At 56.8% G+C, this 12,618-nt stretch carries 11 protein-coding genes; 4 read left to right on the top strand and 7 right to left on the bottom strand.

Annotated elements, in window-relative coordinates; genetic code table 11:
* The 7 genes from MED193_RS23150 to MED193_RS02940 form a co-directional block, all read right to left on the bottom strand.
* A partial coding sequence (locus tag MED193_RS23150) for a hypothetical protein (protein WP_039965805.1) occupies positions 1-191 on the bottom strand: 191 nt, incomplete at its 3' end.
* 196 nt (positions 192-387) lie between these two features.
* Entirely contained in the window at positions 388-1,719 is a 1,332-nt protein-coding gene (gene tig, locus MED193_RS02965; protein WP_039965802.1) for a trigger factor, read from the bottom strand.
* A gap of 214 nt (positions 1,720-1,933) precedes the next feature.
* A complete protein-coding gene (locus tag MED193_RS02960) occupies positions 1,934-3,052 on the bottom strand; it encodes a porin (protein WP_009808152.1) in 1,119 nt (372 codons plus the stop codon).
* Positions 3,053-3,623: 571 nt separating this feature from the next.
* Positions 3,624-3,959: a hypothetical protein gene (locus MED193_RS02955; protein ID WP_009808149.1), complete on the bottom strand. Its 336-nt coding sequence runs from the start codon at positions 3,957-3,959 to the stop codon at positions 3,624-3,626.
* The gene (locus MED193_RS02950; protein WP_009808148.1) at positions 3,956-4,681 is read right to left on the bottom strand and encodes a lysozyme; all 726 of its coding nucleotides are present in this window, start codon (positions 4,679-4,681) and stop codon (positions 3,956-3,958) included. Before MED193_RS02950 ends, MED193_RS02955 begins: the two co-directional genes overlap by 4 nt.
* Positions 4,682-4,949: 268 nt before the next feature.
* Positions 4,950-6,071 (bottom strand): 3-dehydroquinate synthase, encoded by a 1,122-nt coding sequence (gene aroB / locus MED193_RS02945; RefSeq protein ID WP_039965799.1) that lies wholly within the window; start codon positions 6,069-6,071, stop codon positions 4,950-4,952.
* Between the two features lie 2 nt (positions 6,072-6,073).
* Positions 6,074-6,661 carry a shikimate kinase gene (locus MED193_RS02940; protein WP_009808146.1) on the bottom strand — a complete coding sequence of 196 codons (588 nt, stop codon included), beginning with the start codon at positions 6,659-6,661 and terminating at the stop codon, positions 6,074-6,076.
* Positions 6,662-6,911: 250 nt separating this feature from the next.
* On the opposite strand from MED193_RS02940, the gene MED193_RS23205 reads away from it, so the two are divergent.
* The 4 genes from MED193_RS23205 (at position 6,912) to MED193_RS02920 (ending at position 12,589) form a co-directional block, all read left to right on the top strand.
* A complete protein-coding gene (locus MED193_RS23205; protein WP_009808144.1) occupies positions 6,912-8,549 on the top strand; it encodes a hypothetical protein in 1,638 nt (545 codons plus the stop codon).
* Entirely contained in the window at positions 8,550-9,536 is a 987-nt protein-coding gene (locus tag MED193_RS02930) for a site-specific tyrosine recombinase XerD (protein ID WP_009808143.1), read from the top strand.
* 123 nt (positions 9,537-9,659) lie between these two features.
* A complete protein-coding gene (locus tag MED193_RS02925) occupies positions 9,660-10,970 on the top strand; it encodes an HlyC/CorC family transporter (RefSeq protein WP_009808142.1) in 1,311 nt (436 codons plus the stop codon).
* Positions 10,967-12,589, top strand: coding sequence for a membrane protein (locus MED193_RS02920; RefSeq protein ID WP_009808141.1), 1,623 nt, complete (start codon positions 10,967-10,969; stop codon positions 12,587-12,589). Before MED193_RS02925 ends, MED193_RS02920 begins: the two co-directional genes overlap by 4 nt.
* Positions 12,590-12,618: the final 29 nt, after the last annotated feature.

Here is a 12,618-nt window from a genome sequence, read left to right as displayed (position 1 = left end):
TCATCCAGAATATGCTGTGTATGTTCAACCTTGTGGGAGGTTTCCTCCATCTTTTGGAGATCATACACAGTCAACCCGCCAACGGCAGCAATCAATACCAAGGGGACCAATGCAGCGGACATAACTTTGGTTTTCGTCTTCACATTAGAAAGAGAAAATCTCCGTATTTTTTTCGATGAGTTATCAGCCATTACTGCATCCTATAAGAATCAAACCTCCTATCAGGATGAGACTAAAGACTTACGATACTCTTAGTTGTGCTCAACTTTATTGCATTACATTCACAAGGTAGATTTAGAAAACCCGAAACATCACGCAAATTAAATATATCCCCAAAAGAAAAGGGCCGCCCAAAAGGCGACCCCAATAGTTCTGACTTTAAAAGATTTACTCTTCTTCCAGCGCTTCAACAGCTTTTTGAAGATCCTCTTTGGAAACTTCTTTTTCTTCGACTGTTGCAGATTCAAACAGGTGGTCGATGACTTTGTCTTCAAACAGAGGGGCCCGCAACTGCTGCTGCATCTGGGCATTCTGTTGGATGAACTCAAAGAACTGACGTTCCTGACCTGGGTACTGACGCGCCTGTGCCATAATGGCCTGGGTCATTTCAGCGTCCGTCACTTCGACTTCGGCTTTCTGGCCCAATTCCGCGAGCAGCAGGCCTAGACGCACGCGGCGCTCTGCCAGAGAGGTGTGCTCTTCTGTGGTTTCGATCTCGCCGTGGTCGTGACCTTCAACCTCAGGGTGATCTTCGTGCCACAGCTGATGGGCGATCTGCTTTGCTTCGGCTTCGACCAGCGATGGGGGCAGATCAAAGGAAACCAGCTCGTCCAGCTTGTCCAGAGTTGCGCGTTTCATCACAGCGCGGGCTGCACCTGAATATTCAGATTCAAGACGCTCACGGATCTGACCCTTCAGACCTTCCAGGTCTTCGGCACCAAATTTCTTTGCCATCTCGTCGTTGATCTCAGCAGCCTTTGGCGCTTTGACTTCTTTGATGGTGCAGGAGAACACGGCTTCTTTGCCGGCAAGATGCTCAGCCTGGTACTCTTCGGGGAAGGTCACGGAGACGTCTTTTTCGTCGCCGGTCTTCACGCCAACCAGCTGCTCTTCAAAACCGGGGATGAAGGAGTTGGAGCCCAGAACCAGCGGGTAGTCGTCAGCCGCGCCGCCTTCAAAGGCTTCGCCGTCGACTTTGCCCAGGAAGTCGATGACAACCTGATCGCCATCCTCAGAAGCCGCGGCTTCTTCGCGCGCTTCGAATTCCTGGGCGTTCTGGGCCAGGTTTTCCAGCGCTTCGGTGACGGCTTCGTCTTCTGCCTTCACAACCAGCTTTTCCAGAGTCACACCGGACAGGTCGACTTCGGGAATTTCGGGCAGAGCCTCGTAAGACATATCAACGGCAACGTCGTCGCCTTCTTTCCAATCTTCATTGGTCATTTTGACGTCGGGCTGCATCGCAGGACGGTCGCCGGACTTTTCAAAATGCTCGTTCATGGCACCGTCGATGGCTTCCTGCATCGCTTCGCCGATCATGCGCTGGCCAAACTGCTTTTTCAGAAGTGCCATTGGCACCTTGCCTTTGCGGAAACCCTTCATTTCGATTTCCGGCTGGGCCTCTGTCAGCTTTTCATTGACCTTGGCGTCCAGTTCGGCAGCCGTGACCGTGATGGCGTAGCCGCGTTTCAGACCTTCGTTCAGCGTCTCGGTGACCTGCATGTTATACCCCATAGAGATTCGGAGCGCGTGCGCATGCACCGCCCCCAGACAATTTGAGGCCTTCTATTGTTACTGGCGGCGCGGTGCAAGTGCCATTGCCGGTTTCCCCCTCTCAAAGCCAAAATTACGTTGCTTTTTTTGCTGCCCAAACAAAAAGCACGCCCCCAATCTGGGGACGTGCTCTGGGTTTTGAAAACTGAGGGGAGATCTGTCTTCAGAACTTCCAGCGTGCGCCGGCCAGGATTACGTTTGCATCCTGATAGCTGGTCGCCGATGTGTCAGAGTAAGAATAGTCGCGGTAAGCGATGTAGGTTTCCAGGTTGAAACGGTCGATTTTTTGCACCGCTGCAATACCCCAGGACTCTGAAGTGTCGCCAGCAGTCACCTGATCGGAACCATCGTAGAAGTCTACCGAGAAGGAGGTTTTACCAGCCGCGATCAAATCCGCCGAGTAGCCGATTTTGGCATAGGTGTAGCTGCCTGCGATATCGCGTTCACCAGCTGCCAACGCCAGGGAGATGCCGGTGTCTTTGTGCAATAGTGCAACAGAACCTGAGATATCGCGACGATCCTGTGTCCCGGTCTGCTCGGTCCAGGAAACACCAAGACCCGCATCCAAAGCGAAGGCACCCAAGTCGTCGTTGCCGTAACGAACAGCAACATCGTATGTCTCACGGTCGTTGTTTGTGGACAGAATGTTGGTGCCGTAGGAGGCTGAGAAGGTGAAGCCACCGTAGTTGTTGCTGTCATAGCGCAGACGTCCCAGACGTGGGCCATCGTACGTGGCAGAAACGTCACCCACGGTTACGCCAGTGAGGTTGCCAGCGCTATCGCGGAAGAAATAGCCACCGCCGATATCGGCAATCGAGGCATTGGCGCCCAAGCCGGTCCCAGAGTAGTCAGCGCCGGTGATGCCGTCCGTCGCCATCGAGCCCTGACCAGCGGAGAAGGTACCATATTTCGCGGTTTCAAACTGCAGATCAACGTGACGCAGGTTGGTGCGGCTCCAGCTGGTAACATCGCCTTTGGAGGTCTGGTTTGTGCCATCGGAGGCACGGAAGCCAAAGGCTGTCTCAAAACGGAACTTCAGGGTGTTCTCGCCAAAGGCCTGCTCAACCCAGAAGCCGATCCGCGAATTAGACGAGGAGTTGTCAGATGCGCGGTTATACTCTTCGACACCATCGTCGAAAGACTGGAAGGATGGGTTAAACTGACCGTACCAGCGGAAGCTACCGCCGTTGTCATTGGTGTAGGTGGGGCCCGCAAATGCCGGGGCTGCGAGCAAAGCTGCGGCGACCGCCGCGCTGCTGCGCAATACGAGTTTGGTGCTCATGGATCTGAGTCTCCTGATTGAACTTTTGTGGCCCGTCTTCCCCCCATCCCAGGGATCCGTTCCTCGCAGGTTTTATACCAATCAGTTTTTTCAGGGCGCAGTCTTGAAATTAATTTCGCTTTGCCAGGGAGAAAAAATGGGCGAAAAAATGCTATTTCGGCTCATTTGATGGCGGATTTCTGTAACGTTAAAACAAACGTAAGTGAACCAAGTCACTTAGCGCCTGCGCTCAGAACAAAGCAGCATTGCATTCAGCGAAACTCACGTGGGATTGAACATTTTTTTTGGCACATCACGGATTCGTATTTTATCCTTTTTGGGGTTGGTCAGCGCATTTTACCAATAGCGCACGGGTGCCACCGCCCTGCCCCAAGATTACCCCTCCTCCTCCCAATCGTGTTGCGCCAGAATCTGCGCGATTGTCGTCAGCTTTGCATTTGCGCAGGAACGCCCCTGGGCTTCGGCAATAACGGCCTTGGCGAGGTCGCCCTCAGTGCTCGGCTGTCGGCCAATGTAGCCCGCACAGGGCTGCAACAGGTCTGACGGTACTGTCGCCGGGGGTAAAAGAACATCAGGGGCTCGTTGGGTACAGGCGCTCAGCAGTAAAGCTAAGCAAAGGTGACAAAGGCGCATCCTGGCCCTCCTGTCGTTGCACGTCATTGATGATGAGGGACCAATGCCGCTGCTCCTGTGCTGCACGGGACAAATGTGCGCGGTGAACTCGGGCGGTTTCTTGCGCGCGCTCCAGTTCCCCCTGCGCCATAGAGAGTTGCCCCTGCAACTGGCTCAGTTCAACAATCAGTCGTTTCTTCTCATGGGCAAGCCTCACGCCTGTCAGGACCAGGCCTGCCAAACAAACCCCTGCTGCCAGCGCAGGCAGGTTACGCAGCATCCAGATCAGACTCATGCGGCTTCCTTCAAGGCCCGGTGGCACATTTCCATCTCAGAAATACGACGGCGCGTAAGGCCGCGCCACATCCGCCCACCTGCCCGGTTCCACCGCTGCAGCTCATCACAGGCTCCGGCCAGATCCCCAGCATTGGCCAGACGCATGAGCGTAGAACCGCACGCCGCCCCAGCCCCGACATTATAGGTCCAGGACACCAAAGCGATTTTCATTCCCTCGGGAACGGTCACCGTAAGGCACTGATCTAGAGCAGCTTCATAGACCAGGATCTCGGCCGCTAACATCTCGTCGCATTGGGCTTTGCTATAGCGGTCAGTCGGGCGAACCCCTTTGGTTTTCCCGTAACAAACCGTCCAGACGCCCACTACGTCGCGATAGGCCTCTTGGCGCAAGCCTTCCCAACCGCCAACAAAGGCAATTGCCGAAGAAAGCGCGATACCGCTGCCAGCGATCAGGCCCAGGCTGCGGTTCTTGATGGCGCCACTCTGGTCACTGCGAAACCGCCCCAGGTCAGACACCCCCCTTTGCAAGATAATCCTGGCCGGGATCGCAAGAGTTTGAAACACGGCGGAGGCCATCGCAAAATAGACCGGAGGCAAGCCCGCCATTGCCGAACTGAATGTGGCGAAGAAAAAGCCAATAGGCGCGATCAAACCGGCGAGAACAAACCAGATGCTGCTCGCCCGCGTTACAACCGTTTTCCAATTCGAAATAAGCGTCATTTGCCTTCTCCACAAAACCCCAGATCGGAACCTGGGCATTTTAGGAGATTACATTTGACAGGCTGTAAGCACGGCGCGCGCTGCAAACTCACACGACAGTTGCCTTACGCCCTAGGCCGTGGCGAGGGATAACGCGATAATAGGAATAAGCCCACCCAGGTCTGCCAACATGCGCAAAGATCAAGGTCGTTTGCAGGTGGAGAAAGACTGAGCCCGGGACCGTTGGCCAAACCGCTGCAGCCGCCACAGAAACCCGTTCCAGGGAGGCCTATCTAGATGTGCGCTCTGCCAGTGCATCTTCTAGCACGGCGAGCACCGATGCTTTGGGGACATCTGCTGTGACAAAAGCCTCGCCAACGCCCCGCGCCAGAATGAACCGCAGCTGACCATCCACAACCTTTTTGTCTTGCCCCATCAAGTTCAACAGCTCCTCCGCATCAGGCAGAGGGCCATCGATATCGGACAGATCGGTTTTCATCCCCATGGTTTTCAAATGCGCCCGCACTCGGCTTGGAACTTCCTGACTGCACAGACCCAAACGCCAGGAGAGCTCAAAAGCCAGAGCACAGCCAATGGCAACACCCTCACCGTGGAGCAGACGATCTGAATAGCCTGTGGCGGCTTCCAGGGCATGGCCAAAGGTATGGCCCAAATTCAGCAAGGCGCGGTCGCCCTGCTCTGTCTCGTCGCGCACCACGATATCAGCCTTCATCTGCACCGAGCGGGCCACCGCCTCGACCCGTGCGTCCATATCGCCGGAAGCCAGCTTAGGCCCCATGTCTTCCAACCATGCAAAGAACTCGGCATCTCCCAACATGCCGTATTTGACCACTTCGCCATACCCTGCGAGGAAATCGCGCGCCGTGAGCGTGCCCAGCACTTCGGTATCGGCCAGCACCAATGTGGGCTGATGAAAGGCCCCAATCAAGTTTTTTCCCTGCGGCGCATTGATGCCGGTCTTACCCCCAACGGAGCTGTCCACCTGTGCCAAGAGCGAGGTCGGAATTTGCACAAAACGTACTCCCCGGCGCAGCACCGAGGAGGCAAATCCCGCCAGATCGCCAATCACGCCACCGCCAAAGGCAATCACCACGTCATTGCGTTCGACCTTTTGTTCCAGCAGCCACTCCACTGCACGGGTGAATTCTGGCCAGCCCTTGGTGCTCTCCCCTGCCGGCAAGGCCAGAGAGACCATGTCTATCCCTGCAGCACTCAATCCCTGACGGAGAGTTTCCAGATGCAGTTCCGCAACGGTCTCATCTGTCAACACAGCCACGCGCGACCGTTTGAGAAACGGCGCGATCCGCGCACCGACACTCTGCAGCAGTCCTGGCCCAATCACCACATCATAGGCACGCCCCTCCAGGGGCACATGCACGATCTGTTCCATCTTCATAGCTCCAAAACATCGGGGCGAGACCGTAACGCCTCCAGCACCCGGTCAACCATTTCTTCAATAGAGGCCTGCCCATCTGAGGCCACCGTCAGATCCGCCTTGGCATAGAGAGGCACCCTCGCCGCATAGAGTTCGGCCAGCGTCGCACGTGGATCCGGTGTTTTCAGCAAGGGACGCGTGTCGCGGTGCCGAACCCGGTTCCAAAGCACCTCAAGATCAGCCTGTAGCCAAATCGAGGCCCCATTCCGGGTAATGGTCTCCCGGTTCTCAGCCGCCAGAAAAGCGCCTCCTCCCGTGGAAAGCACACCGCACTCCTCCGTCAGTAACCGCGCGATGACCTGGCGCTCCTTGCGTCGGAAGAAGGCCTCTCCGTCGCGGGCAAAAATTTCTGGGATGGTCATATTGGCGGCAGACTCGATCTCGTGGTCACTGTCTAAAAACGGCACCTCCAGGCGTGCGGCAAGGGCTCGGCCCACCGCAGTCTTACCGGCGCCCATCATACCCACCATCACGATGGTCTTTTTCAGCCGTCCTGGGCTAGGGTGTGAGGCATCCACCTCGGCTATTTGCTCTTTTTCGCTCATTCTTCAGTGAATGACGTGATATTGCAAAAAAGGCCATATATAACTTGAGCAAAATACAAAGAAGCAGGCGGCGGGTGCGCAATGGTGCGATTGATCAAATATCTATTCATTTTCGGGATTCTGGCAGTGCTGGGACTGGTGGCATATGCCTATATCGGTCCCTGGTTCGGCGCCGATTTCAGTGTTCCCGTTCAAGAGATCCGAAAACCGGTACTGCTAGATGCGAACTAACACGCCTAAAAAGCTCCGCATGAAGGCAAGGTTTTTTGCCTTTCTGGTCTGCACCTTTTGTGCAGGTCCGGGTCTCGCCCAGGCGCCACTGACGGTGATAGATTGGCTTGGCCAGCCGGATAGCGCCCCCCCCTTACCCAGCACTGTCTTGCTGGAGCCTCCGGTCACGGGCAGCGCCGCCCATCCCCAGATCACTGTGACGCCTCTGCAGGCACTTTTGCCCCCAATCGGCCTGGTTGCCCCCTCAGCAACGGGCTTGCCAATTGATCTGTGGCGTGGCAGCTCCCCAAACGACATCGCGGACCTCATTCGCAGTGTTTCTGTCCAGGGCACCCCCGCCATGCAGTCGCTGCTCTTTACCCTACTGTTGTCTGAGAGCCGACCGTTGCAGGAAGAGGGCGACGCCATATTGCTGGCACGGCTGGATCGGCTGATTGCCCTGGGCGCCGCTGACCCGGCACAGGCCCTGGTGGAACAGGCTGGCCCCTCCACCACCCCAGCACGTTTTCAGCGTTGGTTTTTCACCACTTTAATCAGCGGCGACGAGGACCGGGCCTGTGCGGCGCTTATTGCCTCCCCCTTCCTCGCCCCAGACTACCGCGCCCGCATTTTCTGCGCCGCGCGCCGGGGGGATTGGCCTACTGCGGCTTTGATGCTCGAATCAGCGCATGCGCTTGGCATGTTGCCAAAGGCCCAGCTGGATCTGCTGGATCGGTTCCTCAATCCCGACATATTTGAACTTGCCCCCCCATTGCCGCTTCCGGACCATTCGGATCCTTTGACCTTCCGCCTGTATGAGACCATAGGCGAGCGTCTGCCCACCGCCCCTCTGCCACGGGCCTTCGCCGCAGCAGATTTGCGCGATTTGGCCGGCTGGAAAGCGCAGCTCGAAGCGGCAGAGCGACTGACTCGTGCGGGAGCCTTGAACCCCAACCAGCTTCTGGGGCTCTATACGGATCGCAGCCCGGCTGCCTCAGGCGGAATATGGGATCGTGTTGATGCCCTGCAACACTTTGAAGCAGCCCTGAATAGCGCCAGCAGTGATGAGGTGGCCAGTGCATTGCCCACAGTCTGGGAAGCAATGCAGCAAGCCGGTCTTGAGGTTGGGTTTTCCGATCTTTTTTCCACTCAATTGGCGCGGTTTAACCTCACGGGTGCAGAAGCGGAGCTCTCCTGGCGCATACGGCTCTTGGCGCCTACCTATGAAATCGCCTCCCACAGTGTCCCCAGCGTTAGCGTGGAAAACACTTTCCTGGCAGCCCTTGCGCAGGGCACACCGGGGCAACCTGGATCCAACACCAGTGCAACGACGACGCAGCCCACAGAAGGGGAAGCTCCTGCTGCGCTTGGGAACACAGATCCGAACGAGCTCCAAAGCAACAGTGCGCGCCGGGCCACGCGTGCGGGGTACTCGCCACTGATGCAGTCGATCACTCAGGGGTTTGAAGATAGCGCAGAGGTGCCTGAGAAAATTCAGCGTTTGTTGGACAATGGTCAATTGGGAGAAGCGATTTTACGTACAATGAATCTCTTTGCGCGGGGGGCACAAGGCAATCTTGGAGATCTAAGTAAATCCCTTGCAGCCCTACGCGCCGTTGGGCTTGAAGACACCGCAAGACGGGCAACCCTGCAACTGATGCTGTTGGAGCGTGGCTGAATGGCGGCCCCAGGCGATGATCTGCAATGGATCTCTACCTTTCTGGATGCCCAGGCCGCCGAGCTCGGCGCTGCGCGCAACACACTGCTTGCCTATGGGCGGGATCTGAAGGATGCCGCCAGCTGGCTGGCCCATCATGACAATCGGTTTTCAGAGGCCGCGCGAGAGGATATCGAGGCCTACCTGATAAGCTGCAACGCTGAGGGCCTGTCTCGTGCGACGCGCGCAAGGCGGCTTTCAGCCCTGCGCCAACTCTACCACTTTGCCTTTGAGGAAGGATGGAGAAGCGACAATCCTGCCATTCAGATCAAAGGTCCAGGGCGTGCCAAGACCCTGCCCAAAACACTAGAGGTCATCGAAGTTGATCGCTTGCTTGACGCAGCTCGCCAAACCGGACGAAAACCGGCGGATCGGCTGCGCAATACCTGCCTCATGGAACTGCTTTATGCCACTGGCATGCGCGTCAGCGAATTGATGTCACTCCCTGTGGCTGCTGCGCGCGGCGACCCCAATATGCTCTTGGTGCAGGGCAAGGGCGGAAAAGAGCGCATGGTGCCGCTGTCGCCACCAGCCAGGGAAGCGCTGCGCGCCTGGCTCATGCAGCGCGATGAGGCTGACGAGGATAGCCAGGCCAAAGGCAACCCGGGATCAAAATTCCTGTTTCCGTCGCGCGGCAAAGAGGGCCATCTAACCCGCCATTGGTTCTATTTGCTGATCAAGGATCTGGCCGTGACTGGCGGGGTCGACCCGAAAAAGGTAACCCCCCATACCCTACGCCATGCCTTTGCCACTCACCTCTTGGCAAATGGTGCCGATCTGCGCGCCATACAAGCCCTTTTGGGTCATGCGGATATCGCCACCACCGAGATTTACACCCACGTGCTGGACGCCCGACTGAGTGAGTTGGTTTTGCAACATCACCCACTGTCGCGCGAAGGAGAGGCACGACAGCGCCTGAAAGAGAATGATGACAACGCCAATGAATAACGCGGGTCTTGCTCAGTCCGGTATCTCACTCCAAATTCGTAAATCTCCCTTGGAACCTCTCTTGTTTGGCGCGCCATCGCACCCCATAACCTAATAGCAACACAAACTGAACTTGGACCCATCATGGACACCGCCCACACCGTTTTGGACAGCGCCTTCTGGATCTCAGCCGGGGCAATTATGCTGCTCTTGGTCCTCTCTGCGTTTTTCTCTGGTTCTGAAACCGCCCTGACGGCCGCCTCACGCGGGAAACTACGCACCCAGGCTGACAAGGGGTCGAACGGGGCGCAACGCGCGCTGGATGTCACTGAAGACAATGAACGGCTGATCGGATCCGTTTTGCTGGGAAACAACCTGGTGAATATCTTGGCGACCTCGCTCGCCACGGCTCTGTTGACCCGGACTTTTGGCGAAAGCGGTGTTGCCTTTGCTACACTGGTTATGACCCTGCTGGTGCTGATCTTTGCCGAGGTTCTGCCAAAAACCTATGCCATTTCCAATGCGGAAAAGGCCGCCTCCGCGGTGGCCCCTATCATTGGGATTCTGGTGACTGTTTTGGCCCCCATCGTCGCCGCTGTCCGATTTTTGGTGCGGGGGATTTTGCGGCTTTTTGGGGTCAAAATCGATCCCGATAGCCATATCATGGCAATGCGTGAAGAAATCGCAGGGGCTCTGCATCTGGGCCATTCCGAAGGCGTGGTGGAAAAGGAAGATCGCGACCGGATCTTGGGCGCGTTGGATTTGTCTGATCGCTTTGTCGAGGAGATCATGCTGCACCGCTCTCATATCGAAATGATCGATGCAGATGCCGAGCCCGCCGAGATTCTGGAACAGTGTTTAACCTCACCTCATACCCGCCTTCCCGTTTTCAAAGATGAGCCGGAAAACATCATTGGCATTGTGCATGCCAAGGATCTCTTGCGTGAGATGTATGCCCAGATTGGCGGCCCAGAGGGCGATGCCAGTGCCCTGCGCGAGTTCGAAATCACTACCGTCGCCAAGCCGCCCTATTTTGTCCCCGAGACCACCACTCTGGATGATCAGATGCGGCAATTCCTGCGCATACGCAGCCATTTTGCCCTTGTTGTGGATGAATACGGCGCCCTGCAGGGGTTGATCACACTAGAGGACATCTTGGAGGAAATCGTCGGTGAAATCACTGATGAGTTCGACCCCGCAGAACAGTCTTTGGTCAAAAAGGATACCGACGGCAATTACACCGTCGAGGGGGCCACAACCATCCGTGACCTCAATCGGGCCACCGATTGGAACCTTCCAGATGAGGAGGCCAACACCATCGCCGGGTTGGTCATCCATGAGGCACAGATGATCCCCACCACCGGTCAGGTCTTCTCCTTTCATGGGTTCCGTTTTGAAGTCACGGCGCGTGAGGGCAACCGCATCACCGCCTTTAAGGTGCGCCCACTGTCATGAGCCGCGCCGCTGCATGGTTCGATCAGATTGTTCTGGATCTGCTGCGGCAACTGCGCTGGAGTTTTCTGCCGCCCCTGTTGATCTATTTTGCCTACGGAGTCCAAGGCATTACATCGGTCGCGGCCACCTTTTTTGTGAAAGAATACCTCGATCTTGAGGCCGCCTTTCTCGCCGGCCTCGCCTTTTGGGTGGGGCTGCCCTGGGCACTGAAGATGCCACTGGGTCATCTGGTGGATCTGATCTGGCGCTGGAAATATCTGTTGATCCTGCTCGGCGCTGGTCTAATGGCAGCAAGCTACGGCATCATCGCCGGTCTGCTGATCCTGCCCGAGACTATGGTGCAGATCATGCCCGCCAACAGCTGGTATGTCACTGCCGCCCTGCTGGCCCCCTGTGGCTTTGTGCTGCAGGATGTGGTGGCCGACGCCATGTCGGTGGAGGCGATCCCCCATTGCAACGCCGACGGCAGCACGTTCACCGAGGCCGAGAGCCGTGTGATGCATACCACGATGCAGACCCTTGGGCGCATTACCCTGATCGGCGGCTTCAGCGCGGCGGCGGCGCTGAACGTCTGGCTGTTTGATGGAGCGGAGACATTGCCACAGGCGGAAAAAGGCGCACTCTATGCTCAGGTCTATCTGCTAGCTCTGATGGTACCGCTGCTATCACTGACCGGCATAGCCGTCGCGCTGTTGCAACGCATGCAGCTGGGCGCCAAGCTGCGTCGGATCGGTCTCAGCGCTGCGGAGATTCAAAACCGTCTGACCACGCCCCGGGATCCAGTGTCTGTGAACTGGTGGTATTTCATCGGTGGCGGCGCCTTTGTGGCGCTATCGCTCAGCGTTGGGCTCAGCGAGGTCGAACAGGCACAAGAGCTCGTATTTGCGGGCTCCATGATCATCATTTTGCTGCTTATGCGTCAATTGATCAAATCCCTGACACCGCAGCAGGCGCGGGCCTTGATTGGCACGGCCATTATCATCTTTGTCTACCGCGCCACGCCGCTGAATGGCGCCGCCGCCACTTGGTTCGAGATTGATGCACTTGGTTTTGACCAACAGTTCCTGTCGGTACTGTCTTTGATCTCATCGCTGCTAACGCTCTTTGGTATGGTGCTGTTGCGCCCGTTGATTGCCAATAACACCATCGCCTGGATCATTACCTTCCTGGCCCTCACCGAAGCCCTGCTCAGCCTCCCCAATATTGGCTTGTACTATGGTCTGCACAATTGGACAGCGCCTCTCACCGGGGGCTTGGTCGATGCACGCTTTATTGCCCTGGTGGATACAGCGGTGGAATCCCCTCTGGGCCAAGTCGCTATGATCCCCATGCTTGCCTGGATTGCCCGCAACGCCCCAAACAATCTCAAAGCGACGTTTTTTGCGGTCATGGCCTCCTTTACCAATCTGGCGCTCTCAGCCTCCAGCCTGGGAACCAAATACCTCAACCAGGTCTTTGTCGTCACCCGCGAGGTCACAGACGCCAGCGGCCAGATCACCACTCCAGCCGATTACAGCAACCTTGGTGCGCTTTTGATCACCGTCGCCATGCTGAAACTGGCAGTGCCCCTGGTGACCATCCTCTTGGTCCAGATCAGCCCGCTACGCAGCACTGACTAGCCACCCTGCGCGAAAAATCCGCCCGATAA

The sequence above is a fragment of the Roseobacter sp. MED193 genome (assembly GCF_000152965.1).
GTDB lineage: Bacteria > Pseudomonadota > Alphaproteobacteria > Rhodobacterales > Rhodobacteraceae > Pseudophaeobacter.
Note: the sequence above shows the minus strand (reverse complement) of the source record. Positions and strands in the feature narration are given on the sequence as shown.